25 protein-coding genes are annotated in these 26,174 nt (G+C 63.9%); 8 read left to right on the forward strand and 17 right to left on the reverse strand.

The genetic code is table 11. The features are described 5' to 3' along the window. Positions 1–47 precede the first annotated feature (47 nt). Complete coding sequence (locus JGU71_RS07160; RefSeq protein ID WP_199703324.1) at positions 48–323, forward strand: antibiotic biosynthesis monooxygenase; 276 nt, start codon at positions 48–50, stop codon at positions 321–323. 52 nt (positions 324–375) lie between these two features. On the opposite strand, the gene JGU71_RS07165 is transcribed toward JGU71_RS07160, so the two are convergent. Next, positions 376–1,584 (reverse strand): serine hydrolase domain-containing protein, encoded by a 1,209-nt coding sequence (locus tag JGU71_RS07165; protein ID WP_307829541.1) that lies wholly within the window; start codon positions 1,582–1,584, stop codon positions 376–378. Positions 1,585–1,637: 53 nt separating this feature from the next. Further along, positions 1,638–3,308, reverse strand: coding sequence for a biotin carboxylase (locus JGU71_RS07170; RefSeq protein WP_233528817.1), 1,671 nt, complete (start codon positions 3,306–3,308; stop codon positions 1,638–1,640). A gap of 182 nt (positions 3,309–3,490) precedes the next feature. On the opposite strand from JGU71_RS07170, the gene gabT reads away from it, so the two are divergent. From gabT to JGU71_RS07185, 3 genes are read left to right on the forward strand one after another with little or no spacing between them, the layout of a single operon-like run. Continuing rightward, on the forward strand, positions 3,491–4,834 hold the full coding sequence (gabT, locus tag JGU71_RS07175; RefSeq protein ID WP_199703326.1) for a 4-aminobutyrate--2-oxoglutarate transaminase: 1,344 nt from the start codon (positions 3,491–3,493) through the stop codon (positions 4,832–4,834). A 31-nt stretch (positions 4,835–4,865) separates the two neighbouring features. Continuing rightward, on the forward strand, positions 4,866–6,320 hold the full coding sequence (locus tag JGU71_RS07180) for an NAD-dependent succinate-semialdehyde dehydrogenase (protein WP_199703327.1): 1,455 nt from the start codon (positions 4,866–4,868) through the stop codon (positions 6,318–6,320). A gap of 56 nt (positions 6,321–6,376) precedes the next feature. Beyond that, positions 6,377–9,058 carry an NAD-glutamate dehydrogenase domain-containing protein gene (locus tag JGU71_RS07185; RefSeq protein WP_199703328.1) on the forward strand — a complete coding sequence of 894 codons (2,682 nt, stop codon included), beginning with the start codon at positions 6,377–6,379 and terminating at the stop codon, positions 9,056–9,058. Positions 9,059–9,085: 27 nt separating this feature from the next. On the opposite strand, the gene JGU71_RS07190 is transcribed toward JGU71_RS07185, so the two are convergent. Continuing rightward, positions 9,086–9,589, reverse strand: a complete 504-nt coding sequence (locus JGU71_RS07190) for an NADPH-dependent FMN reductase (RefSeq protein WP_199703329.1) — start codon at positions 9,587–9,589, stop codon at positions 9,086–9,088. A gap of 205 nt (positions 9,590–9,794) precedes the next feature. Here JGU71_RS07190 and JGU71_RS07195 point away from each other — a divergent pair, with 205 nt between their 5' ends. Next, complete coding sequence (locus JGU71_RS07195) at positions 9,795–11,630, forward strand: acyl-CoA dehydrogenase (RefSeq protein WP_199703330.1); 1,836 nt, start codon at positions 9,795–9,797, stop codon at positions 11,628–11,630. Between the two features lie 10 nt (positions 11,631–11,640). Here the strand turns inward: JGU71_RS07195 and JGU71_RS07200 are convergent, their stop codons facing one another. The 13 genes from JGU71_RS07200 to JGU71_RS07260 form a co-directional block, all read right to left on the reverse strand. Next, complete coding sequence (locus tag JGU71_RS07200) at positions 11,641–12,240, reverse strand: GTP-binding protein (protein ID WP_199703331.1); 600 nt, start codon at positions 12,238–12,240, stop codon at positions 11,641–11,643. Continuing rightward, positions 12,221–12,595 (reverse strand): DUF742 domain-containing protein, encoded by a 375-nt coding sequence (locus JGU71_RS07205; RefSeq protein WP_199703332.1) that lies wholly within the window; start codon positions 12,593–12,595, stop codon positions 12,221–12,223. The genes JGU71_RS07200 and JGU71_RS07205 overlap by 20 nt, the downstream gene beginning before the upstream one ends. Before the next feature lie 15 nt (positions 12,596–12,610). Beyond that, the gene (locus tag JGU71_RS07210; protein WP_199703333.1) at positions 12,611–13,027 is read right to left on the reverse strand and encodes a roadblock/LC7 domain-containing protein; all 417 of its coding nucleotides are present in this window, start codon (positions 13,025–13,027) and stop codon (positions 12,611–12,613) included. Then, positions 13,024–15,873, reverse strand: coding sequence for an ATP-binding protein (locus JGU71_RS07215; RefSeq protein ID WP_199703334.1), 2,850 nt, complete (start codon positions 15,871–15,873; stop codon positions 13,024–13,026). The genes JGU71_RS07210 and JGU71_RS07215 overlap by 4 nt, the downstream gene beginning before the upstream one ends. Positions 15,874–16,052: 179 nt before the next feature. Then, the gene (truA, locus tag JGU71_RS07220; RefSeq protein WP_372433118.1) at positions 16,053–16,940 is read right to left on the reverse strand and encodes a tRNA pseudouridine(38-40) synthase TruA; all 888 of its coding nucleotides are present in this window, start codon (positions 16,938–16,940) and stop codon (positions 16,053–16,055) included. Between the two features lies 1 nt (position 16,941). Further along, entirely contained in the window at positions 16,942–17,709 is a 768-nt protein-coding gene (gene rplQ / locus JGU71_RS07225; protein ID WP_199703335.1) for a 50S ribosomal protein L17, sunset domain variant, read from the reverse strand. A 48-nt stretch (positions 17,710–17,757) separates the two neighbouring features. Continuing rightward, on the reverse strand, positions 17,758–18,822 hold the full coding sequence (locus JGU71_RS07230; RefSeq protein ID WP_199703336.1) for a DNA-directed RNA polymerase subunit alpha: 1,065 nt from the start codon (positions 18,820–18,822) through the stop codon (positions 17,758–17,760). Between the two features lie 117 nt (positions 18,823–18,939). Next, the gene (gene rpsD / locus JGU71_RS07235) at positions 18,940–19,545 is read right to left on the reverse strand and encodes a 30S ribosomal protein S4 (RefSeq protein WP_199703337.1); all 606 of its coding nucleotides are present in this window, start codon (positions 19,543–19,545) and stop codon (positions 18,940–18,942) included. Between the two features lie 23 nt (positions 19,546–19,568). Further along, positions 19,569–19,982, reverse strand: a complete 414-nt coding sequence (gene rpsK / locus JGU71_RS07240; RefSeq protein WP_199703338.1) for a 30S ribosomal protein S11 — start codon at positions 19,980–19,982, stop codon at positions 19,569–19,571. Further along, a complete protein-coding gene (gene rpsM, locus JGU71_RS07245) occupies positions 19,982–20,356 on the reverse strand; it encodes a 30S ribosomal protein S13 (RefSeq protein ID WP_199703339.1) in 375 nt (124 codons plus the stop codon). The genes rpsK and rpsM overlap by 1 nt, the downstream gene beginning before the upstream one ends. A gap of 196 nt (positions 20,357–20,552) precedes the next feature. Next, on the reverse strand, positions 20,553–20,666 hold the full coding sequence (rpmJ, locus tag JGU71_RS07250) for a 50S ribosomal protein L36 (RefSeq protein WP_024332746.1): 114 nt from the start codon (positions 20,664–20,666) through the stop codon (positions 20,553–20,555). Positions 20,667–20,772: 106 nt separating this feature from the next. Next, positions 20,773–20,994: a translation initiation factor IF-1 gene (gene infA, locus JGU71_RS07255; protein WP_005140011.1), complete on the reverse strand. Its 222-nt coding sequence runs from the start codon at positions 20,992–20,994 to the stop codon at positions 20,773–20,775. Positions 20,995–21,301: 307 nt separating this feature from the next. Further along, positions 21,302–22,597, reverse strand: coding sequence for a lipase family protein (locus JGU71_RS07260; RefSeq protein ID WP_199703340.1), 1,296 nt, complete (start codon positions 22,595–22,597; stop codon positions 21,302–21,304). Positions 22,598–22,695: 98 nt separating this feature from the next. Here JGU71_RS07260 and JGU71_RS07265 point away from each other — a divergent pair, with 98 nt between their 5' ends. The 3 genes from JGU71_RS07265 (at position 22,696) to JGU71_RS07275 (ending at position 25,387) form a co-directional block, all read left to right on the forward strand. Next, positions 22,696–23,379, forward strand: coding sequence for a TetR/AcrR family transcriptional regulator (locus tag JGU71_RS07265; protein ID WP_233528818.1), 684 nt, complete (start codon positions 22,696–22,698; stop codon positions 23,377–23,379). Next, positions 23,379–23,810 carry a D-aminoacyl-tRNA deacylase gene (gene dtd / locus JGU71_RS07270; protein ID WP_199703341.1) on the forward strand — a complete coding sequence of 144 codons (432 nt, stop codon included), beginning with the start codon at positions 23,379–23,381 and terminating at the stop codon, positions 23,808–23,810. The genes JGU71_RS07265 and dtd overlap by 1 nt, the downstream gene beginning before the upstream one ends. Before the next feature lie 110 nt (positions 23,811–23,920). After that, the gene (locus JGU71_RS07275; RefSeq protein WP_199703342.1) at positions 23,921–25,387 is read left to right on the forward strand and encodes a hypothetical protein; all 1,467 of its coding nucleotides are present in this window, start codon (positions 23,921–23,923) and stop codon (positions 25,385–25,387) included. On the opposite strand, the gene map is transcribed toward JGU71_RS07275, so the two are convergent. Further along, entirely contained in the window at positions 25,368–26,165 is a 798-nt protein-coding gene (gene map, locus JGU71_RS07280) for a type I methionyl aminopeptidase (RefSeq protein WP_199703343.1), read from the reverse strand. The two genes, JGU71_RS07275 and map, sit on opposite strands and share 20 nt — an antisense overlap. Between the last annotated feature and the right edge of the window lie 9 nt (positions 26,166–26,174).

The raw sequence follows: 26,174 nt of genomic DNA on the forward strand, positions 1-26,174 counted from the left end.
CGGGCCCTCCGAAAGGACTCACGAGGCCGAAGGCCCTATTGCCCTATGTGTTGATCGTTCACGAGGTCGAAAACTACGACGCGTGGAAGTCCGTGTTCGACGCCGCAGCAACAATCCGGCGAGACGCAGGCGAGCTGAGTTATCAAGTGCTGGCGGATAGTTCGAATGCGACAAACATCGTGCACTTCTCGAAATGGACATCCTTGGCGGCGGCACGCGCCTTCTTCGAATCGCCAGAACTGGTCCGTATTCGTACCGAAGCAGGCGTGCAGGCGCCGAACTTTCTCTACCTCGACGAGCTCGAAGCGGGCACACTCACCTGACGCATCGAGTGCATGGAAGTACAGGCAGAATCTCTCGATTCCGCCTGTACAGCTATGCAGTCGACGCGTTCAACGCTGCCGAGACCGCGTCGAAGGCCCGAATCGTCGAGAACAACATCTGCGCATCCTGCGGCACCGGCCAACTCGACAACTTGGCTGCGACGACACCCGCCGACCGGTTGACGTAGATCATCTGTCCGTGAATTCCCAAGCACAGCAACACATTGTTGCCCTCGTACGGGAACCAGCACTGGTTGCGATACATGCCGCCCGGCATCCGCAGATCGTCGGGGCTGTTGGCGAACGCCTCACGGGAATCGAACCCGCCGTCGACGGTGTCGGCGAGCCAACCGGCAGAAAACACCTGCTCGCCGGTCAGCGAAACCCCGTCGCGCAGATACAGACTCCCGAACCGGATCAGGTCGGTCAGCGTTGCATTGATCCCGCCGTCGAACATGCCCGCGCCGGTCGAATCGATGCCGATGGTCGCATCGTGGCGAGCGCCGATCTTGCTCCACACGAGTTGCGACATCAACTCCGGCATCCGAATTCCGCTTGCCGCCTCGCAGATCCAGCCGAGCACATCCGTTTCGCACGAGCGGTATTCGAACGCGCCACCGTGAATCGACTTCTGCGGCAACGTGAGCAGGAAGTCGTACATCGTCGACGGGACATCAGGGTGCACTCGCGGAGCCCAGCCGATCGCTTCCTCCAACAGCCGCACCTCGGCAAGCGGATCGAGGTAGTTCTCGGAAAACGTGATGCCGGAACGCATATCGAGCAGATTTCGGACCGTCGCACCGGCATAACCGGAGTTGGCCAGCACGGGGACGTACGCGGTCAGCAGTGCGTCGACATCGATCGCACCCGAATCACGTAAAGCACCGACAACCGCCGCGACCAACGACTTGCTGACCGACATCAGCAGATGCGACGTCTCGGGAACCATGCCGCCGAAGTACTCCTCGACGAGCAGGGTGCCCCGATGCGCGACGGCCCAGCCGTCGGTCGCCGTCGTTCCCATCACATCGCCGACCGTGGTCGGCATGCCGTCGGAACGGGTCGTCGCGACATCGTTGAGGTCCGCAGCCGACACGGACCCGGCCACCGGCAACTTCGCCACCGGACCGCCGCCACGCGAGATGACTGCGGTTGGAAGGAAGTCCGCGACGTGCTGGAAGGTCCAATGCAGCTGCGACGACGATTGCCAGTTGTCGAGGGTCACGCCGACCGGGACGCGCCCCGGATCACCGCCGATCACGGGGACTCCTGTTCGTTTGTCTCGTTCCGCCTCGTTGCGACGCGATCGCCTCATCATAGAGATTTGAACCCGACCGTCTCCTTCACGGCAGACGGTTCTGCCAGCGGCGTACCGGAGTAGTGCGCACGCACCGAGTCGATGAGATGACGCGCGCGGATCGTCAACGCGGATCCGCCCTGTGCCGAATCGATCTGCAGCCTGCCCTTCGTGACGAGCACTCCGAGGTCAGCGCCTTTCCACCGATAGTCGCCGTTCCCGTAGATCCGCAGGAAGAACGCTTCGGACTCGTCCTGCAGTTGATGCCAGTCCAGCGCCGCGCGACGGAAGACGAGCGCGCCGTTGTCGTCGAGGGAGTACTGACCCGTGCGCGGCGTCGTCTCCAACCGCTCGACGACGTTCGACGTCTCCTTGATGATCATCTGGCTCCACACGTCGGCGGACGCCAGTTCCTCCCACCGCTCGTTGATCTCGTCGACGTCGAGATCGAAATCGACATCCATGTACTCGAGCAGGTGGAACAGGAACAGCGGCACGTCGGCGTAGGCACCGGCGGTCACGTTGGTGATCGCCGAGGCGCCGCTGATGCGCGGGTTGAGTTCGCCGAGGTAGACCTCGTCGGTGTCGGTGTCGACGAGAACGTCGATCTCGAAGAAGCCACGGTAACCCTCGTCGCTCAGCCGATCACCGAGACGACGCACCAATTCCGTTGCTTTGGAACGGCGTTCGGAGTTCAACACGTCACGGTGCATCTCGTTGCCACACCAACCGCCCTGGTAGGGAGTCAGCTTCGAGTAGCCGGTCAGTTCCGTCATAAACGGTCCGACGACGGTGCCGCAGCGGGTCAGGACAGCCTCGACCGCGACGGGACGATTGTTGATCCGTCGCATGATCTTGACGTCCTGGCCGATGATGTCGGCGCTGTGCTTGCGCCAATCCGCCTCCGACGAAATGAAGAACGTCGTCTTGCCCGAGTCGCCGTACGGCGTCTGGACGACGAGTTCCGCGCCGAGGCCGGCCTCCTCCGCTTCGGCTTGCAGTTCGTCCCAGTCCGCAACGCGGGTCAGCACGTTCGGCACACTCGGCGCACCCGCTTCGTTGCCGAGTCGAGTCGTGACGATCTTCGAGTCGAGGTGCTCACGCAGGCTCGCCGGCGGCAGGATCAGGTCGTAGCCGAGCTCGGCGCAGATGCCCTCGGTCTCCTCGTTGAAGAACACCATCGCGATCTTCGGCCGGACACCACGCGGGATGCCGCGGCTCATGTACGCGCGGACCTCCGGGTTCTTCAGCAGCCAGTTGTTGATCTCTTCGCCGCTCTCGAACTCCTGGTAGGGCTTGTGCGTCGGGGTGAAGACACGGGGATGCACGCCGTCCCAGGCGTCGTAGTAGGTGATGTAGGAGAAGTTGCGGACCCACCGATCGATGCCGAGCAGGTTGAAGGGCGTCGCGCCGATGAAGTACACCGGGACATCGTTGGTGCGGAAGAAGTGCCGGACCTCGGACACGTTGCGCAGCGGTCGACGCTTCGGCGCTGCCGACGGCGACGACGCGAATGCGGCGTCAGTCGCGACGCTGACTTCGCGTGTCTCGGGCGCTGTGTCCACGATGCCGACCTCGGCTACGGCGACGGGCGCTTCGACGACTGCCGATGTAGGCGTGGACGTGGCCTGCGTTGCCGTGCTCGTCCGCTTCCGCGGTGCAACGGAACGACGAGTGGCTTCGGTCATGATGGGCATCTCCTGCTGGTCGGGGCGTTCTTGTGGTTACAAGTGTGGGTTGCGCCACTGCCGCCTCACACCTGCCGAAATGGCGTCCTCAGGCAGCCGCAAACGACGAAATGGCGCTGGTGCGCCGGCCCCGTTCCGCAAAGACTCGGTAGCAAGACAAACACCTCAGACGGGAGCTATCGATGACCGAGTTCACCTATCGACTGGCACAGAAACGCAACATCGTCACCGCCCTGCCGGGCCCACGTTCGGTCGAGTTGGCCGCACGCAGGAAGGGTGCTGTTGCTGCCGGTGTCGGTTCGTCCGTGCCGGTGTACGCGGCGGACGCCGACGGCGGCGTCATCGTCGACATCGACGGTAACTCGCTGATCGATCTCGGGTCGGGTATCGCAGTCACCGGTGTCGGCGCGTCCAACGCAGCGGTTGCCGCAGCTGTCGCCGAGCAGGCCGCTCACTTCACCCACACCTGCTTCATGGTGACGCCCTACGAGGGGTACGTCGCCGTCGCCGAGCGGCTCAACGCCATGACCCCCGGAGACCACGAGAAGCGCACCGTCCTCTTCAATTCCGGTGCCGAAGCGGTCGAGAACGCGATCAAGGTCGCACGCTTGGCGACCGGCAAGACCGCAGTCGTCGCGTTCGACCACGCCTACCACGGTCGCACCAACCTGACGATGGCTCTGACCGCGAAGTCGATGCCGTACAAGTCGAACTTCGGACCGTTCGCACCCGAGATCTACCGGATGCCGACGTCCTATCCGTTCCGGGATGCCGCCGGCCTCACCGGCGAGCAGGCAGCCAAGACGGTCATCACACAGATCGAGAAGCAGATCGGCGCCGACACCGTCGCGGCCGTCATCATCGAACCGATCCAGGGCGAAGGCGGATTCGTCGTTCCTGCCGCCGGTTTCCTTCCGACACTTGTCGATTGGTGCAAGGCAAACAACGTCGTCTTCATCGCCGACGAGGTCCAGACCGGTTTCGCTCGGACCGGCGCGTGGTTCGCAAGTGATGACGAGGGCATCGTTCCCGACATCATCACGATGGCAAAGGGCATCGCGGGCGGTATGCCCCTCGCCGCCATCACCGGCCGCGCCGACCTGCTCGATTCGGTACACGCAGGTGGCCTCGGCGGCACCTACGGCGGCAACCCCGTTGCCTGTGCAGCGGCACTCGCCACGCTGGACACGATGGTCGAACTCGATCTGCCTGCCCGGGCACGCGAGATCGAAGCGATCGTGAAGCCGCGCCTACAGGCGCTCGCCGACGAGACCGGCGTCATCGGCGACGTCCGCGGCCGGGGCGCGATGCTCGCCATCGAGCTGGTCACGCCAGGCACGACCGATCCCGACGCAGCCATCACCAAAGCTGTTGCGGCAGAAGCCTTCAAGCAGGGTGTCGTACTGCTGACGTGTGGCACCCACGGCAACGTCGTCCGATTGCTCCCCCCACTCGTCATCAGCGACGAACTGCTCGACGAAGCCCTGACCGTCATCGAACAGGCTGTTCGCACGCTGTCGGCGTAGCTGCACCAAGAACTCGAGGAGACCGAACACCATGCAAGACATCGCCGCACTGCTCGCTACCGTCCCGACCGGACTGTGGATCGGAGGCGAACAGGTCCCAGCCAGCAATGGTCGGACGTTCGCAGTTCACAACCCCGCAACCGGCGAGGTCCTCGTCGAGGTCGCCGACGCCTCCCCCGAGGACGGCGCTCGGGCAATGGACGCTGCCGCAGCCGCGCAGGGCTCCTGGGCGGCGACACCAGCCCGCGAGCGTGCCGAGATCCTGCGCAAGGCATGGGAACTCGTCATCGAGCGGCGCGACGATTTCGCGCTGTTGATGACGCTGGAGATGGGCAAGCCCCTCGCCGAGGCGCAGGGCGAAGTGAACTACGGCGGCGAATTCCTGCGGTGGTTCTCCGAAGAAGCGGTGCGGATCAACGGCAGGTACACCCCGTCTCCTTCGGGCAACGGCCGGATCCTCGTCACCAAGCAGCCGGTCGGGCCGACGCTCGCGATCACGCCGTGGAACTTCCCGCTCGCCATGGGGACCCGCAAGATCGCGCCTGCGTTCGCAGCCGGCTGCACGATGGTGGTCAAGCCGGCAGCGGAGACCCCGCTGACGATGCTCCTGCTCGGTCAGGTGTTCGCCGACGCGGGATTGCCTGCAGGTGTGCTCTCGATCCTGCCGACGTCGCAGGCCGCCGCACTCACCGATCCGATGTTCGACGATGCCCGCTTGCGGAAAATCACGTTCACCGGATCGACCGGAGTCGGCAAAGTTCTTCTCGCACAAGCAGCTACGCGGGTGTTGCGGACGTCGATGGAGTTGGGCGGCAACGCTCCCTTCGTCGTATTCGACGACGCCGACCTCGACGCTGCGGTGGACGGTGCGATGGCCGCGAAGATGCGCAACACCGGCGAAGCGTGCACGGCTGCGAACCGTATCCACGTGGACAACGCGGTACGCACGGAGTTCACAGCGAAGCTGACCGCACGTATGCAGGCGCTGAAGGTCGGGCCTGGCCATCTCGAGGGCACGCAGGTCGGTCCGCTGATCACCGAGAAGCAGCGGTCGTCGGTCGCAGACCTGGTCCGCGACGCAGCCGAGAAGGGCGCCGTCGTCACCACCGGTGGCAACAACGGCGCAGGCGAAGGTTACTTCTACGAGCCGACGGTGTTGGCCGACGTCACCGCCGATGCCCGCATCCTGGCCGAAGAAGTATTCGGGCCGGTGGCCGCGATCACCGGATTCGACGGCGAAGACGAAGGTATCGCAGCAGCCAACAACACCGAATTCGGTTTGGCCGCATACATCTACACGAAAGACCTCGACCGCGCCTTCCGCGTCGCCGAAGCCTTGGAGTCAGGGATGGTCGGCGTGAACCGCGGCATCATCTCCGACGTGGCCGCACCGTTCGGCGGCGTCAAAGAGTCCGGGATCGGACGCGAAAGCGGCAGCGAAGGCATCGAGGAATATCTCGAAATCAAGTACATCGCCTTCCAGTAACCCGCATTCGTAGAAGTCACTGCTATTACAGAAACACAAGAATCGAGAAGAAAGTCATGACCTCCCTCGGGACCTCGACCGCGCTCGCCACTCGCGACGACGAGCGGATCGCCGCCGCCCTCGCAGGCATCGCACCGCAGATGTGGTTCACCACAGACAGTTTCGGCACCCGCGCGGTGTTCGTGTGGCCGGGCGAACCGATGCTGCTTGCCGACGTATGCGCGATGTTCGAGAGTTTCGGACTGCGGCTCGCTGCACATCGAAAGCTGGAGACCACGTCGGAGACGGGTCAGGCACACGAATTCGACTTCGGCATCCTCACCGTGCCCGCACCGGTCCTCGACCTCATCGCCGACGCCTGCGCCGCAAGCGCGGCCGGCCGGTGGCGCATCGACCAGTACGCTCGACTCGTTGCCACAGCCGGAATCGGTTGGCGTGACGCTCTTCTCGTCCGTGCGGCATGCCGTTTCCTCGAACAGACGAAGCTGGGGCTTTCGCAGGCGTACGTCATCGAATCCCTGGTCCGAAATCCTGAATTCGTCAGGGCGATCATCGCCCTGTTCCATGCCAGGTTGGATCCAGCGACCGCATTGACGGACGACTCCGTTGCACGGTCGGCCGTGGCGACCCTGGTCGAGCAGGCGGCAACTCTCGACGAGGACAGAATCCGTCGCGCCCTTGCGGCATTCGTCCTGTCCGTGTTGCGCACCAACTGGTTTCAGACCGATGCCGCAGGTCGACCGAAGTCGTACGCCTCCTTCAAGATCGACTCGGCACAGCTGACAGCCCGTGACGCGGTCGTCCCGTACCGCGAGATCTTCGTCCACTCCGACATCGTGGAAGGCGTCCACCTGCGTAGCGGTGCGGTCGCCCGCGGCGGTCTGCGGTGGTCGGATCGGGCAGACGACTACCGCACCGAAGTTCTCGGGTTGATGAAGACCCAGTCGGTCAAGAACGCTCCCATCGTGCCGATGGGTGCCAAGGGTGCGTTCGTCCTCAGGTCAGCGGACACGTCGGCGGCCGACGGCTACCGCGTCTTCATTCAGGGCCTGCTCGACGTGACCGACAACATCGTCGACGGCTCGGTCGTTCATCCTCGCGACACCGTGTGCCGCGACGGCGACGATGCCTACCTCGTCGTCGCCGCTGACAAGGGCACTGCGAAGTTCTCCGACCTCGCCAATTCGATTGCCGCCGAATACAACTTCTGGCTCGGCGACGGATTCGCGTCGGGCGGGTCCGCGGGTTACGACCACAAGGCCATGGGCATCACCGCCCGCGGCGCCTGGCTCTCGGTCCGCAGACATTTCGCGGAGTCAGGACGCAACGTCGATACCGACGACTTCACGGTCGTCGGCATCGGTGATATGTCCGGAGACGTGTTCGGCAACGGAATGTTGTTGTCGCGCAAGATCAACCTGGTCGGTGCGTTCGACCATCGGCACATCTTCCTCGACCCGAACCCCGATGCCGAAGTGTCCTTCGGCGAGCGGATGCGGTTGTTCGCGCTGCCGACCTCCTCGTGGGGCGACTACGACGCAGCCAAGATCTCGAGCGGCGGTGGCGTGTTCTCGCGCTCGGCCAAGTCGATCGTCCTGACCGACGAGGTCCGTACGCGACTCGGGATCACTGCTTCGCAGTGCAGTCCGGACGAGTTGATCCGGGCGCTCCTGCGTGCTCCGGTCGACCTGCTGTGGAACGGCGGCATCGGCACCTACATCCGCGCGGCGACCGAATCCGATATCGACGCACAGGACCCGGCAAACGATCGCGTACGGGTCAGCGCAGCCGAATTGCGTTGTGGCGTAATCGGTGAGGGCGGCAACCTCGGCCTCACCCAGCAGGCGCGGGTCGACTACGCACTCGGTGGCGGCCGCATCAATGCCGACTTCATCGACAACGCCGCCGGCGTCGCAACCTCCGATCTGGAGGTCAACCTCAAGATCGCCCTCGATACCGGAGTGCGGTCGGGCGCGTTTACGAAGGCGAGCCGCAATGCTCTGCTCGAAGGGGTCTCCGACGACGTCGCGCGGCGGGTACTCGAGGACAGTTCCAATCAGATTCTCGCGATCAGCCTCGCGGCGGCACAGGCAAGCTACCTCTTGGAACGGCACATCCGTCTGATCGGCAACCTGACCGCTGAGGGTGGCATCGACCCGACCGTCGAGGGACTGCCGTCGAAGGCGGAATTGAAGAAACGGGCCGAATCGGGTCGCGGGCTCACCCGACCGGAGATTGCAATCTTGCTCGCCCAGTCGAAGAACCTGGTGTCGCAGGAACTGCTCGCCTCGACCGTCCCCGACGACGAACTGTTCGCCGACCGGTTGACGGCCTACTTCCCGACACCCGTCGCCGAAGCGGCACCCGATCTGATCGCGGCCCACCCGCTGCGGCGCGAGATCGTTGCCACCGCGATCGCCGACGAACTGCTCAACCGAGTCGGTCCGGGCACGATCTTCCGGATGCAGGAACGGCTCGGGGTCAGCACAGCCCAGGTGGCACTGGCGTACGCCGCCGTACGCGGGATCCTCGATCTCGACGCGGTGTGGCTCGATTGCGTGCAACGCGAGGTCGATGAGGGACAACGCGCGCAGGCATTGCTGGAAATCCGCGAATTGGTCGAGCATCTGACGTCGTGGCTGTTGCGGAGCCGCCGTGACAACGCGACCCCGCAGGTCTCGATCGAGCAGTTCGCCGGATCGGTCCGCAAGCTGATCGAGCTGACCAGGTCGGCGTAGGCGCCGCAGCGTGTCGGCGGAGCCGAGCTACATGGCCGCGAGCGCAGCTGCCAGTTGCGCCCTGAGGTCGGCGGACGACAGCAGTCCGTCGTCACCGACGTCCGTTCGCGAGACCGGCATACGAATGCATGCGGCCTCGACAACGCTTGCCTGGATGTAGGTCAGTACGGTCCGCAGTTGGTCGTGTGCTCCGTCGCCACGACCGGGCGCGGCGACGTGAATCCACGCGGTCGGCTTGTCGGTCATCACGGTGGAACCGACCAGCCAATCGAGCAGATTTTTGATGCTGCCAGGCATGGATCCGGCGTACTCGGGCGTGCAGATCAGTACGGCATCCGATCCTTCGATCGCATGACGAAGCGCGGCAACAGGTTCCGGCACAATGTCGCCGTCGTCGTCGGGATTGAACGCCGGCAATCCCGCCAGCCCCTCGTAGAGATGTGCGTCGTCGGCGAGCTGCGCGACAGTCCGCAGCGCCGCTGTATTCGTCGAGGACGCGCGGGTACTGCCCGAGATCAGCAGGATGCTCATACCTCGAGGCTATGCGGCGACCTGAGCCGCGACGAGGAGCAGGTTCGGGCTCGGTCGACGCACCCTCTGGTTGACACATCTACCGTCGATGTACATGTGATTGTGAGTATCAGGATTTTCCTGCATGCTGGAGCTTCGGAAGTGATCGCCGTCTCACAAACGTTGCCGTCGCTCGTTCAATCGTCGTCTCGAGGAGCAGTTTCAATTGGGCCACTACAAGAGCAATGTCCGCGATCTGGAATTCAACCTGTTCGAGGCACTGCAGATTCAGAGAGTGCTCGAGACCGGTGCCTACGGTGATCTCGACGTGGCAACAGCACGCGACATTCTCGACGAGGTGCGACGCCTGGCAGAGGGGCCCTATGCAGACTCCTTCGCCGATGCCGACCGCAATCCGCCGACCTTCGACCCCGAGACACACGAGGTCACCCTGCCTGAGTCGTTGACCAAGTCGCTTCGGAAGGCTTTCGAAGGTGGCTGGGATCGCCTCGGGCTCGAACCGGAAGTCGGCGGCACACCTGCACCGAAAGCGCTGTACTGGGCGATGGTCGAGATGTTCCTCGGCGCGAACCCTGCCGCACACGTGTACTGGGCCGGCGCAACGCTGGCCAACATCTTCTTCCGCAACGCGACCCCCGAGCAGAAGAAGTGGGCCGTGCTCGCTGCCGACCGCAACTGGGGCGCCACGATGGTGCTCACCGAACCGGACGCGGGTTCCGACGTCGGCGCCGGCCGGACGAAAGCGATCGACCAGGGTGACGGTTCCTGGCATCTCGAGGGCGTGAAGCGGTTCATCACCTCGGGTGACTCCGGCGACCTTTACGAGAACATCTTCCATCTGGTCCTCGCCCGTCCTGAAGGTGCCGGGCCCGGCACCAAGGGCCTCAGCCTGTTCTTCGTCCCGAAGTTCCATTTCGACAAGACAACCGGCGACCTACTCGAACGCAACGGCGTTTTCGTGACCAACGTCGAACACAAGATGGGCCTGAAAGGTTCAGCGACGTGCGAGCTCACCTTCGGTGGGCACGACGTCCCTGCGGTCGGCTGGCTTGTCGGCGACGTGCACGACGGCATCGCGCAGATGTTCGACGTCATCGAATACGCCCGAATGCTGGTGGGCACCAAAGCTATTGCGACGCTGTCGACCGGCTACCTCAATGCCCTCGAATACGCGAAGCAGCGGGTGCAAGGTTCCGACCTCACCCAGATCGCCGACAAGACCGCACCCAAGGTCACGATCATCGCGCACCCGGATGTCCGCCGTTCGCTGATGATGCAGAAGGCCTACACCGAAGGCCTGCGCGCTGTGTACCTCTACACCGCGGCCCATCAGAACCTCGACCTCGCCCAACTCGTCTCCGGCGCCGACGAGGACGTCGCATACCGCGTCAACGACCTGCTGCTGCCCGTCGTCAAGGGTGTCGGCTCCGAACGCGCCTACCGCTATCTCGCCGAGTCGCTGCAAACCCTCGGCGGGTCCGGATACCTGCAGGACTACCCGATCGAGCAGTACATTCGCGACTCGAAGATCGACAGTCTCTACGAGGGCACGACCGCAATTCAGGCGCAGGACTTCTACTTCCGCAAGATCGCGCGTGATCGTGGCGTCGCACTCGGCCACATCGCCGGCCAGATCACCGAGTTCATAGGCAAGGAGTCCGCCGACGACCGCTTCAAGGGCGACCGCGCGCTGCTCGCAACCGCACTGGAAGACGTTCAGACGATCGCGGCAACGCTCACCGGCTACCTCATGGGTGCCCAGCAACGCCCGACCGAGCTGTATCGCGTCGGCCTCGGCTCGGTCCGGTTCCTGCTTGCCGTCGGCGACCTGCTCATCGGCTGGCAGTTGCTGCACCACGCAGAAATTGCCGTCGCAGCCCTCGACGGTCAGCCGTCAGCGGCGGACACGTCGTTCTACGAGGGAAAGATCGCCGTTGCGCAGTTCTTCGCGCGCAACGTACTACCTGAACTCACCGCGACCCGGGCGATTCTCAGCGACATCGACAGCGCCATCATGGATCTGGACGAAGCTGCCATGTAGCAAGGCCGGCTCAGCGGGTCGGCTGACTCAGCCGTTGCAATGCGAACTGCGTCAAGGCGATCAACGCCTGCTTCGCCGAATCCCGCACCCGCGCGTCGATCGACATGATCGGCACATCGGCAGATATCGCAAGCGCTTGACGGATGTCTTCCGACGGATACGACGGCGCACCGTCGAACTCGTTGATCGCCACGAGGAACGGCAGACTGCGCGCTTCGAAGAAGTCGACCGCGGCAAAACTGTCTTCCAGTCTGCGCGTATCGATCAGGACGACGGCACCGATCGCGCCACGGATGAGGTCGTCCCACATGAACCAGAATCGGTTCTGACCAGGTGTGCCGAACAGGTACAACACCAAGTCCTCGGACAGGGTGATACGGCCGAAGTCCATCGCAACAGTCGTCGTCGTCTTGTTGGGCGTCGCCGACAGGTTGTCCACCTCGGCGCTCGCATTCGTAACGAGAGCTTCGGTCCGCAGCGGCACTATCTCCGAGACCGCGCCGACGAGAGTTGTCTTGCCGACACCGAATCCGCCTGCGACGACGATCTTCGTCGAGGTTGCCCGACTGGACCGACGGGGAGCAGGCGGATCAGATCTTGTGTAGTCCACTGAGCACCCTTTCGATCAGTTCGCGACGCTCGTCGACGCTCGAATCTTCACCGAGCGTGGCGAGTATCTGCACATGTCCACTCTCGACGAGGTCGGCTACAAGCACACGCGCCACGCCGATAGGTACGCCGACCCGTGCGGCGATCTCGGCGACCGACGGCGATTGCTTGCTCAACGCAAAGATCGTCGCCTCGATGTCGCCCAACTCCCAGTGCCTGTTTCCGGCCTCCGGCAATGCCTGGATGAGCGCCTCGATAGCCAATTCGACGGCAGGTCGGGTCCTTCCGGACGTCAGCGAGTACGGCCGAACCAGGCTCGGTTCGGTACCGGAATCATCGCTGCTGTGATCGGCCATCGTGCACCTCGTCCATCATGAACCCAAGTTGACGCGAGGACTGGCCTGCACGGCTTCGCCGACTCGATCGACGAGGATCGCCATCTCGTAACCGACCTGTCCGATATCGCAGGACGGTCCGGTGAGCACGGACAGAATCGAACCGTCGCCGACGTTCATCAGCAACAGGTATCCGCGCTGCATCTCGACGACCGACTGCAGGACGCCGCCGCCGTCGAACAAATTCGACGCTCCGACCGACAAACTCGCGAGACCCGACGTCACCGCCGACAACTGTTCGGCCCGATCCTGCGGCAGATGGTCACTCGCCGCCATCAACAGTCCATCGGTGGACACAAGGACCGCATGCGAGACGCCGGGTACTTCGTGCGCGAAATTGGACACCAACCAGTCGAGCGAACGACCGTCCCCTTGTTCGTAACCGGCGTTCATCGTTCTCCTTCGGTGCGATCAGTGTTTGTCGTGCGAACCGCACGTCCGTCTCGAACACCACGTTGGTGCCGATTCAGACTCTCGCGGACAGTCTCCGGGTCTCGTGCTCGTCGCCGCGGCTTACCAGCAGCCGATGACAGCGCGCCTGGGACGAGTCGGTCACCGGGCTGGCGCATGGGCAATCCGGAATCGGTTCGCGACTCGACGCCTGCGGCCACCGCACGGTCCGCGGCCGACCAGCCCTCGTCGGCAGGTGAGTTCCAGTCCCGCGGCGCGGACCACTCCGGCGCGTTCGATTCTGTCAGCCACGCAGACACCATGTCGGCGAAGATCGGCGTATCGGCCTCGGGGGCCTGCTGCGATTCCTCGAGGCGTGACTGGAAGAACGACGCCGTCCGAGCGGACCGATAACGATGGCGCCGTTCCGATTCGGCTGTCTCCGCCGGTTCTGCGGGTTCCTGACTGCGATGGCTGCCGGTGTCGTAGGACACCGGTGGCGACGACTGCTCGGCGCGAACCGGCTGCTCGGGGCGGACCTGCTGCTCCCCCCGGACCGGCAGTGGCGCTGCGGTCGGCTCGGCAGCTGTCGGCGGCGGAACCGCACTCGGTCGCCGGGTCGGCAACGACGGGGACGTGGGTTGCTGAGGTCGGGCAGCGGGCTCGGCGCCGAATGCGGGCGACGGGGCCGGCGGGATATCTCCGGCAGGTCTCCGGGTCGGAAGGCCGGGTGCGCCACGTTGCGGCAGACCGCTCGGCTGCGACCGCGTCGGCAACGGTTGTTGCGGTAGCTCACGCTGCGGTGCGTCACGCTGCGGCTGCGCAGCCGGGTGCGGCGGTCCACTCGGCAGCGCGGTGCTGCCCGGAGTACGGCGCGGCAGACCGGTAGACATGCCTTCTTGCGCAGGCTGTTGCAGCTCCCCGACGGGATTGGCACTCTGCACCGGACGGTCATCGCGGCGACCCGTCGGCTGGCGAATGCTGGACGGTGCGGGCGCCACCAGAGCCGACGGCAGATGGACGCTCGCGGTGACACCGGCGTTGCGCTCGCCTTCCTCGGTCGCGCGCAGACGGACAGTGACGCCGTAGCGTTCCGCCAGCCGACCGACCACGAACAGACCCATTCGACGGGTCGTCTCGACGGTCACCGTCGCAGCCGACGCCAGCCGCTCGTTGATGGCCGCCAACTTGTCCGGCGGAATGCCGATCCCGTGGTCCGCGATCTCGACCAGCAATCCACCGTCGACGGATCTGCCGTAGCCGAGCACGACGTCCTGCTCCGGCGGCGACGCGCGCAGTGCGTTTTCGAGCAATTCGGCGAAGAGGTGCACGATATCGGTCGCCGCGGCGGCACTGACAGCACCGTCGGGAGCAGCGCCGAGCTTCACCCGTTGATAGTCCTCGACCTCCGACATCGAGGCGCGGAGGATGTCGCCGAGCTGGACGGTCCCCGTTTCGGTCTTGCGCGTCCGCGTACCTGCAAGAACGAGGAGGTTGTCACTGTTGCGACGCATTCTCGCGGCGAGGTGGTCGAGCCGGAAGAGGCTGTCGAGCCGACTCGGATCCTTCTCGTCGTACTCGAGCGCCTCGATCATGCCGAGCTGCCGATCGATCAGCGACTTGCTGCGTCGGGCCATCGTCTCGAACATGTCGTTGACCTGCAGACGCAGCCGAGCCTGCTCACCGGCGAGGCGCAGAGCCTGGTTGTGCATGTCGTCGACTGCGCGAGCCAGCTGACCGAATTCCTCGGTTGTCCGTACCGGGACCGGCTCTACAGCGATGTCGTCGATGTGTTCGCCCGTGTTGATTCTGTCGATCTCGTTGGCGAGGTCACTGTGCGCGACCTTCAGGGTGCCGGTCCGCAGCCGACGGATCGGGACGATGAGCGAGCGTGCTACCAACACGGCGAGCACCAACGCAGCAAGCAGGAAGGCGAGAACGATGATGCCGTTGCGGATCGTCGCCGACCGCGCGGCCTCCGCGCGATCGTTCACGATCGAGCTGATCTCCGCGGCCGACTCCTTGTACATGCCGACGTAGATCTCGCGGCTGTCCAGCAGCACGGGGGTGAGCTTTGCCGTCGCGGCCGCAGCATCTCGCGTCGTGCGAAATTCGGCGACAGCTGCATCCGCCACATCGGCGTTGGCGCGCAGCTTCGCAATCCGGTCTGCGGCTTCGGGATAGGAATTGTCGAGGGTGTCGAGCGTGGTGTAGACACCACCGGACGCTGCAGCGACGCCTAGACCGACGTCAGCCGAGTTGATCAGTGCCCGGGCACCGGCGATCGTCCATTCGAACAGCTTCCGGCCCGCTGCCCAGGAATCCAGCAATTTGGCCTTCGCCGCAATGACGTCGGCGTCCTGAATCGGCTCGACGATCTGCTCGACCGCTTGCACCGCAGCGACCGAACTGTCGTCGCGTGCGGCTTGAATCTTCGGAATCTGCAGCGGCGAACCCTTGCCGAGCTCGACCAGCCTGTCACCGGCACCGACCATCGCGCGAAGTGCGTCGGCAACATCGGAATCCAGATTGTCCTCGGCAAGAGCTTCGTTCGTGCGGCCGATTGCATCCTGTAATTCGGTGATTCGTTCCGGCGGGGCCTGGCCGACAGTCTGTTGGCCGGCGAGCACGGTGACGGCGACGGAGAGATCCACGATCAGCGGAACTGCGGCGACGCGATCGGCGGCGGTCTGTAGTTCAGCGGCTTCGTCGAAGTCGGACACCACGCGGATCGCGCCGAGAATCATGGCGGCGGCCAGCGGAACTGCGACGACAGCAGTCACCTTCCAGCGGAGACTCCATTGCTCGAGGTTCCACCATTTCGGTCGCGACTCGGTAGTTCTCCCCATCTCAGCTCACTTCCCACCATTATGAGGGCCCGATGTGCACGTGAAAGTACGGTACCGACGCATACAAGGCCGCCTTACCGAATCTTGCGAGGGTGGAAGATCGGCAAGGTGATTATTGAACACTAGCGTGACGCAAGTAGCGTAGGAAAGCCCGGACGTGGATCGGGCGGACCTCAGCGTCAGTCCCCACAGCACCCGGTTGCCTCCGATAGCGGTGCCCGCATTTCGCGCGTGGCCAGATTGCGAGCGGCGAGACCCTCCGGTTCGGGATAGTCGACGGCGACAAGGCTCAAACCACGTGCAGGAGCCACGGTGATCATCGGCGAACGATCGCGCTCGTCGACGAGTTCTCCTACCCACTGCACAGTGCGCTTGCCTTCACCGACGAACAGCACGGCACCGACCAGGCTGCGGACCATCGACCAGCAGAACGCATCCGCGCTGACGTAGGCGTCCAGTCGGTCGCCCCGCTCGACCCAATCGAAACGCTGCAACTCACGCACGGTCGTCGCACCCTCACGACGCTTGCAGAACGCGGCAAAATCGTGCAGGCCGAGCAGACGATCGGATGCTGCCTGCATCGCGCCGACGTCCAAGCCGCGACGCCAGGCGACGACGCTGCGGGACTCGAGCGGATCGACACCGTAGGCGGCAGTAGTGAGTCGGTAGACGTAGTGGCGCCGGATCGCCGAGAACCGGGCATCGAAATCCTTGGGCGCCAAGCTGATTCGTTTGATCCGCACGTCGGCGGGAAGAAACTTGGACATCCGATGGACCAGCTTGTCGAGGTCGGTAGGCGGGTCGACGACATCGACGTGCGCCACCTGGCCCTCGGCATGGACGCCCGCATCGGTCCGGCCTGCCACGGTCAACACGATCGGCTGCCGCAAGACAGTGCTCAGCGACTCCTCGAGCACACCGCACACGGTCCGCAGTCCGGGCTGACGAGCCCAGCCCTTGAAATCGGTACCGTCGTAGGACACATCGAGACGAATACGCGTCGACGGTAGTAACGGAGTCAGCCCGCCGTCCCCAACGGGAACGACGGGCTGATCGGTGAGAGACAACTCAGGCCTCGTCGGCCTTTTCCCGCTGCGACGGCGGCAACTGGTAGCCGGCGGCTTCGGCAGCCTCGGCGGTTGCGAACCAGATCTCCGCAACAGTCGAGTTGAAGAAGCGCGTTCCTGGCAGGTGGTACAGCTTCGAGTCGGCGTTGCCCTTGATCGGGAAACCTTCCGGCTCGGAACCGTCCTCGAGAGGCGCATGGCTGCCCTCTGGAGTGGCGTCGGTCGCTGCGACAGCAGACGACTCGTCGGTCACGCCTGCTGCAACAGCGTCTGCGTTGGCAACCTCCGCGTCGGTCGCGTCGGCCTCGACGGCCGCAACGACGTTCGCGGGTTCTGCACTTGCAGCCTGCTCGGCCGACTTCTTCTTCGAAGCGGCTGCGCGGGTTGCGCGGCTTGCCTCGTTGGATGCCGTCTTCTCGCGAACGAGCTCGATGATCGCCATCGGCGCGTTGTCGCCCTTGCGGGGAACGGTCTTGATGATGCGGGTGTATCCACCTTCACGATCCGCGAACGACGGACCGATCTCGGCGAACAAGGTGTGTACGACATCCTTGTTGCGGATCACCTTGAGCACCTCGCGACGATGCGCGAGCGTGCCCGACTTGGCGTGGGTCACGATCTTCTCGGCGTACGGACGAAGGCGCTTTGCCTTGTTCTCCGTCGTCGTGATGCGACCGTGCTCGAAGAGGGCGGTGGCCAGGTTGGCCAGAATCGCCTTCTGGTGCGAAGCCGACCCGCCGAGACGGCGACCCTTACTGGGCTTGGGCATGATTGATTCTCCTGTTGTAAAGAACGCGGCGACGCGTCCTTCGAGGTCTTAAAGCTGTTCGGTCTCGGCGTAGTCCTGGTCGGTGCTGTCGTTGTCGTGGAACGAGCCGGCCTCGGCGTCGTTCCAGGTCCCGGTAGCAGCGTCGTATCCCGCAACACTCGAGGGATCGAAGGACGCAGGGCTGTCCTTGAGCGAGAGGCCGAGCGAGTGCAGCTTGACCTTCACCTCGTCGATGGACTTCTGGCCGAAGTTGCGGATGTCGAGCAGGTCCGATTCGGTACGTGCCACGAGCTCGCCGACGGTGTGAACGCCTTCACGCTTGAGGCAGTTGTAGGAACGGACGGTGAGGTCCAGATCCTCGATCGGCAAACCGAACGACGCGATGTGATCGGCCTCGGCGGGCGAGGGTCCGATCTCGATGCCTTCGGCTTCGACGTTCAGTTCACGAGCCAGACCGAACAGCTCGACCAGGGTCTTACCCGCCGAAGCGAGCGCGTCCCGCGAGGTGATGGAGTTCTTGGTCTCCACGTCGAGGATCAGCTTGTCGAAGTCGGTGCGCTGCTCGACACGAGTTGCCTCGACCTTGTACGTGACCTTGAGGACCGGCGAGTAGATCGAGTCGACCGGAATGCGGCCGATCTCGGCGCCGGACGCCTTGTTCTGCACGGCGGGAACGTAGCCACGGCCACGCTCGACGACAAGCTCGATTTCCAGCTTGCCCTTGTCGTTCAGGGTCGCGATGTGCATGTCCGGGTTGTGGACGGTGACGCCGGCCGGGGGGACGATGTCTCCCGCGGTGACGGTTCCCGGACCCTGCTTGCGGACGTACATGGTGACCGGCTCGTCCTCTTCGGAGCTGACCACGAGGCCCTTGAGGTTCAGGATGATGTCGGTGACGTCTTCCTTCACACCGGGGACGGTGGTGAACTCGTGCAGAACGCCGTCGATACGGATGCTTGTGACAGCTGCGCCCGGGATCGACGAGAGCAACGTGCGGCGAAGCGAGTTGCCGAGGGTGTACCCGAAGCCAGGCTCGAGCGGCTCGATGGTGAACTTCGAGCGATTGTCAGCGATGACCTCTTCGGTCAGTGTTGGCCGCTGAGAAATGAGCATGTGTGTTTCCTTCTGTTGAGGACGTCCGCTATTTGACGCCCAACGATGAGGCGGCTTCGCCGCTCGTGAGTCTTTTCGGAGGGCAGGCCCTCCGAAAAGACTCACGAGTCGATAGGCCTACTTCGAGTAGTACTCGACGATCAACTGTTCGGTCAGCGGCACATCGATCTGTGCACGCTCCGGCTCCTGGTGGACCAGGATCCGCAGGCGGCCCGGGATGACCTGGAGCCAACCCGGAACCGGGCGGTCGCCGACGGTCTCGCGCGCAATCTGGAACGGCAGCGTGGAGAGAGACTTCTCGCGAACGTCGATGATGTCGTACTGGGTGACGCGGTAGCTCGGGACGTCGACCTTCTTGTTGTTCACCAAGAAGTGGCCGTGGCTGACGAGCTGACGGGCCTGACGACGGGTACGGGCCAGTCCGGCGCGGTACACGACGTTGTCGAGACGGGTCTCGAGCAGACGCAGCAGGTTCTCGCCAGTCTTGCCCTTTAGGCGGTTCGCGGCCTTGTAGTACAGGCTGAACTGCTTCTCCATCACTCCGTAGGTGAAGCGAGCCTTCTGCTTCTCCTGCAGCTGGAGCAGGTATTCGCTCTCCTTGATCCGCGCGCGGCCGTGCTGGCCGGGCGGGTAGGGACGACGCTCGAATGCCTGGTCGCCTCCAACGAGGTCGACGCGCAGACGACGCGACTTGCGGGTCATGGGTCCGGTATAACGTGCCATTTTCTAGTTCCTAACCTTTCCCGCTAGACCCGACGCCGCTTGGGCGGACGGCAACCGTTGTGCGGCTGAGGAGTGACATCGGAGATGGTGCCGACCTCGAGGCCAGCGGCCTGAAGCGAGCGGATCGCGGTCTCACGGCCGGAGCCGGGTCCCTTGACGAACACGTCGACCTTCTTGACACCGTGCTCCTGCGCCTTGCGGGCAGCGTTCTCGGCGGCGAGCTGAGCGGCGAACGGCGTGGACTTACGCGAGCCCTTGAAGCCGACGTGGCCCGAGGACGCCCAGGAGATGACGTTGCCTGCCGGATCGGTGATCGAAACGATCGTGTTGTTGAACGTGCTCTTGATGTGTGCGTTGCCGTGCGGGACGTTCTTCTTGTCCCTGCGGCGGGCCTTCTGAGTCTTCTTCGGGCCGCTAGTGCGTGACTTAGGGGGCATTACTTCGCCTTCTTCTTGCCGGCAATGGTGCGCTTGGGGCCCTTACGGGTGCGCGCATTGGTCTTGGTGCGCTGGCCACGAACGGGCAGCCCACGGCGGTGGCGAAGGCCCTGGTAGCAGCCGATCTCGATCTTGCGACGGATGTCAGCCTGAACCTCGCGGCGCAGGTCACCCTCGACCTTGAGCGATTCTTCGATGTACTCGCGAAGCTTCGCGAGATCGTCGTCGCCGAGGTCCTTGCTGCGCAGATCCGGGTTGACGCCGGTTGCCGCAAGAATTTCCTTGGAGCGGGTACGGCCGATGCCGTAGATGTAGGTCAGTGCGATCTCCATCCGCTTTTCGCGGGGTAGATCTACACCAGAAAGACGTGCCATTTGGCGCTTTTCCTTTTGTAGCAGAGGTCTGCTCCCATGCCGTCCCCCTTCTTATCGGGGCCCCGGCCTCTGGTCCGGGGGTAGTCCATCGCAGCCCGGGACAAGCCCGGAAATCCGCACTGCGTGGATGGCGTTGAGAGGTCTTCTTTAAGACCAAGCCGATCTTGGCGATCGGTGCTCGGACGATGGTCGTACGTCAGCCCTGGCGCTGTTTGTGGCGCAGGTTTTCGCAGATCACCATGACTCGCCCGTTACGGCGAATCACCTTGCACTTCTCGCAGATGGGCTTGACGCTTGGGTTGACCTTCACGTCTGTCCAATCTCTGTCGACGTCCACCGTTGGGGTGGACATGGTTCTCCCGCGCCTGCGAAGACGCGGGAAGCTTGTGGGTCGGCCGATTGCTCCGACTCGTTGACTACTTGTAGCGGTAGACGATGCGTCCGCGAGTCAGGTCGTAGGGCGAAAGCTCGACGACCACCCGATCCTCGGGAAGGATGCGGATGTAGTGCTGCCGCATCTTTCCACTGATGTGCGCGAGAACTTTGTGTCCGTTCTCCAACTCAATGCGGAACATCGCATTGGGCAGGGGCTCGACCACGCGTCCCTCGACTTCGATGGCCCCGTCTTTCTTCGCCATATCCTCCGCGATCCTGGCTCGTTAAAACCTAGTTCGATTGCTCATGTTGTTGTACTGCTGGTTCGGTGCGCGAACATCGAGTCCGACAGGCCACGAACGCCGGCTACGAACGTAAGCCGGAACAGGAAAAACGTCGAGAAAGAACGCAAACCTGACGTGGGCACGCAAACAACCGGCACGCACAGCGCACCGCTGGTCTACGATACCGGCATTTGCCCACCAGGCCAAATGGCCTCACCCTGGGATCGAGACCTGGCGAGACGGTCCGGTGAGGATGCCAACTGCACCGACGCCACGCCGGGTGCGATCAGCAGACACGAGGACCCGGATCCGCACCGGCGACGACTGCCGTCAACCACGCGACGGTACCTAGCTCCGGGATGATTTCGGCACTGATGTGTTCGGTCGCGGGCACCTTTATATATCGGAGGTCCACCCCGGCTGCGCAGTACTTCGCCGCGACGGGATCGCTTGCGAACTCGGCCGGCAACAACTGGTCCGTCGTGGAATGCCACATCAGGATCGGCATCCGGGGCATCACCGCAGGCTGGCCAAGGCTCGATTCCCGCAAAACACGTTGCAAAACCGGATTCTGCAGGACAGCCGGGTCCTTCAGGTACTCGCCGACGGGACGTGGCAGCGTGGTGAGGAAGGTTGTGTAGAGGCAGCGATCGCTGAGGTCCTCCAAAACCCGCAATCCGTCCTCGGTCAGGTTCGACCGCAGCACCTCGTCGAAGTCCGGGTACTCACGCGCAAGTCCGGACACCGCGAGCCAGCCGGTGAAGTTCGCTTGAAACTGTTTGCCGGACATCGCGAACGGAGCGATCTCGACCTTGTCGCCTGGCACACCGCCCTGGGCGCTGGCACGGATGTTCAACTCGGGTGCGTAGGAACCGTGAGCTTCGGCAGCCGACGCCGTCGAATTTCCGCCGCCCGAGTAGCCCCACATGCCGATCGGCGCACGTTCGAGACCGAGTCCCGCGCGTTGCGTCGCACGAATCCCGTCGAGCACCATGTACCCCTCGCTCGGCGACATGATCGTGTTCTTCTTGCCGTCGAAGTCGGGCATCGTCACGGCCATCCCTGCGGCAAGGAATTGGCCCATCAACGACGTCTCTTTCATCAAACCGGCGCGAATGGTGAACGACGGATTGCAATGCGAGCCGAGGCCGTCGATCGCCTCCTGATAGGAGATCAACGGACGCTCCCCCGGAGCGATCCATGGAATACCGGGTACGAGAACGGTTGTCGCCGTCGCAAGCGGATTACCGCGCGCATCCGTGCTCCGGTACAGCAACTGCTTCGCGTACACGGGGATCGGGATCGCGAGGAAGTAGGTCTGAATCTCGCGCGTACGGATGATGTCGCCATTGTTCAGCGGGCCGAAATCGGCGGGATCGTCGTACCACGCATCCTTGGCTGGAACGGGTACGGGCACGAAGGGATAGATATCGGCTTCGTTGGGCAGTGGCGGCAGGGGAAAGTCCCTGGCTGCGGCGGAAGGCGCGAACAGCGCCGCCAACACCAGCGCCGAGGCCAGAAGCGGCACAGCCCCCAGCGCTGTGCCGATTCCGAACCTGCGTCGATCGCCGGAAGATCGCATGCCAACCCCATCGTCGCGCGTACGGTAAGGCTCACGCTACAACACGGTCAACAGTTATAAACAAGGCATCTTGTTCATAAAAGATAAAGTAGTTTCGAATGATGGTCAGCGCCGCAAGATCTTCAGCCACCGTCACCGCTGGGCAGCCGACGCAAGGTCGACGAATCCGCGGCCTCGACGCCGATCAGCGCCGATTGCAACGCCGCGATCACCTACTCGACGCAGCAACCGCGCTGTTCGCCGAACGTGGCTACCACAACACGGCCATCGAACAGATCTGCCAGAACGCCTTCGTCGGGACCAAAGCGTTCTACGAACTGTTCGAAAACAAGGAAGCCCTCTATATTGCGCTGCTTGCGCAGGTCAGCGAGCAGATCGAAGCACGTGTGGTCGCTGAACTCGCCGTTGCTCCCGACGACGAAGCCGACGCCGTCACATCTGTGATCTCGGCGTTCGCGCACGCGCTCGTCGACGATCCTCGCGTTGCTCGCGTCACCTTCGGTGAAGCAGCAGGCATCTCCCCCGCCGTCGAACGGCAACGCCGAAAAAATCGGCGCTGGGCGGCCGCCTTCCTCCAACAACTGTGGCGGCAGTACGACGCGGACTCGACGACCACCGACTACCGCGCGCTCGCCATCGCAACGATCGGCGGAATGTTCGAACTCGTCGCCGACTGGTTGCAGCCAGACGGCAACTCGTCGACCGTCGAAGGCCTCGTCGACGACCTGACAACGTTCGCCGCGACGGTGCGTCGTGGAATCGCCGACGCCGATACACGCTGATGCGGGTGTTGCTGCAGCGGGTCACGGCGGCGTCGGTGACGGTCGAGGGCGTGCAGGTAGGCGCCATCGAACCCGACGGCCACGGGCTGGTGGCGCTCGTCGGAGTGACGCACACGGATTCGGTCGACGACGCGCAGACGCTCGCCCGCAAGACGTGGACGCTCCGCATCCTCGACAGCGAACGATCGGCGTCCGACATCGGTGCGCCGATCCTCGTCGTCAGCCAGTTCACGCTCTACGCCGATACCCGCAAGGGTCGACGTCCCTCCTGGTCGAACGCCGCCCCCGGCCCGGTCGCCGAACCGCTCGTCGACGCCTACGCTGCCGAACTACGCTCGCTCGGAGCGAGCGTCGCCACGGGATCCTTCGGCGCACACATGCAGGTCAGCCTCGTGAACGACGGGCCGGTGACGGTGCTCCTCGAAACGTGACGAGCTATCGGAGTGCATGCAATCGGGTCGGGATGCGTCGGGTCGGATGCACTCCGACCCGAATGCACGCATCCTGATCACCCGAATCGCGTCACAGGTAGGTTCAGCGGGTGTCGCCGAACCTCCGTGAGCTGATCAACGCCCTCGCCGCCCTCGCCACCGGCGCACTCGCCGGCTTCGTCCTGGCGGACGCCCGCGGCGGGACGTGGGGATTCGTCGCGAGCCCGGGTCAGATCGAACGATGGCAGGCGAGCGTCCCGGACAGCGTTGCAATAGGTATCGCGCTCGCGATACCAGCGTGTGCCCTGATCGCGTATAAGGGTTCTCGGCGGCTTGCCTGGATATCGATCGTCGTACTCGCATTGATCGTCACAGGACTCACGATCAGTCGCGCAGACGGAGCCACCATCGATTTCGCCATCGCCGTCCAATACGTCCGAGCTGGCGCGGCAGGTTTGATACTCGGTTGCGTCACGGCTGCGGTGTGGGGTCGTATAAGCGGTCAGCTTGCAGTCGCGATCGGCACACTGTCGGCGTATCTCCTTGCCCGAGCATGGATCAAGTCAGGCGATCTCGCTGCTGCCGCAGCACAATTCGGCGATCCGCCAAGGACACTGATGTTCGTTGCCATCGCCCTGGCTGTTGCGGCCGCCGTGACGGCGCAATCGGCGTATCGGCTGCAGCGCCTCGACGCGACAACGATCAGGTGGGCGGTAGCCGCTGCGATCGCCTTCGTCGTCGTCAATCGACTGCTGTTCTCCTGGATCACCGATCAGCCACTGGACTCGAGGTTCGGAACTTGGGTTGTCATCGGCATCTCGATTGCAGTCGTGCTTGTGCTCGTCGATCTGCTTGCCCGCGCTGTGTCGCGACCCAACGGGCAGTTCCTGCTTGTTGCTACCGCCGTCGCTGCCGGCGCGACGCTCGTCCTCAACGATATTCGCCAGGCCTACCTGACGGTCGACACCTGGTGGATCGTCATCGTCGGAATCGTCGCCGTCGCTGTGGGGTTACGAATTTCGGTGCTCTGGAAGCACCCCATCGCGGGTCTCGGCGTTGTGGCTGTCGTGCCGTTAGTCGCGGCGATCTGGCCCGGCTTCGGAACCGACGGCCCGCTGCTCGTGGTCCGTGTTGCAATCGTCGCACTCGGCGCCGCGCACGCACTCGGCTCGACCTTCGCGGTAGACTCCGCATTCGCGACCTTCGGACTAGCAATTCCTTATGCCGCAACGGTTTTCACCGTGGCTGCGGCAGGCCCGCCAAGGTATGTCATCGAGGGAACGACGTCCTACAAAGGCTCGTACGAACCCCTGATTGGTGTGCCGGCGTCACAGGAAGTCACCCAGGAGTTGAGCGCTGGCATCACGCTTCGACTGCAAGCGCGGGGAGACTCCACATCAATGGACGGCGAGATGATAATCGGCCGCGGAGTGTCGCTTCCCAGGCAACCGGCAACCCTCGACGACCACCTCGGCCCAGTGGCAATGTTGCTTGCCATCGCGTTCTGCGTCGTCGGCATCGTGACACTGCCGAAAAGTCGACAACCCGAAACGCCGGCTACTCCGGACGAAGCGTAAGAATCCGCGGACCGTTTTCGGTGACCGCGACGGTGTGTTCCCAGTGCGCTGCGCGACTGCCGTCGGTGGTGACGACGGTCCAGTCGTCGTCGAGAACGGCAGTGCGTGTGGTCCCGAGCGTGAGCATCGGTTCGATGGCAAGCACCGACCCGACTACCAGCTCAGGGCCCTTTCCGGGTGCGCCTTCGTTCGGAAGGAACGGGTCCATGTGCATGCTGCGGCCGATACCGTGCCCGCCGTAGCCGTCGACAATTCCGTACTTGCGACCGTGCTCGACCTCGGCCGCCCGCGTTCCGAGTTCGATGGCGTGGGAGATGTCGGTGAGTCGATTGCCCGCGATCATGGCGGCGATTCCGGCGTCCATCGACAGTCGAGTGGCTTCGCTGAGCAGCCGGTCGGCTTCGATGATCTCGCCGACGCCGAAGGTCCACGCCGAGTCGCCGTGCCAACCATCGAGGATGGCACCGCAATCGATGGAGACGAGATCACCTTCGACGATGATGTCGTCGGCAGACGGGATGCCGTGCACGACGCGCTCGTTGATGGACGAGCAGATCGAGCCGCTGAAGCCGTGGTAGCCCTTGAACGACGGGACCGCACCTGCATCACGGATCACCTGCTCGGCGACCGCGTCGAGTTCGAGAGTCGAAACCCCCGGTTTGGTGTGCTTGCGAACGGCAACAAGTGCCGCGCCGACGATTGCGCCCGCAGCAGCCATGGCATCGAGCTCGCCGGCCGACCGGAACGGAACGACCTTACGTTTGCGGCCCAAACCCATCAGTTACTC

The organism is Antrihabitans stalagmiti (assembly GCF_016482825.1).
Lineage (GTDB): Bacteria > Actinomycetota > Actinomycetes > Mycobacteriales > Mycobacteriaceae > Antrihabitans > Antrihabitans stalagmiti.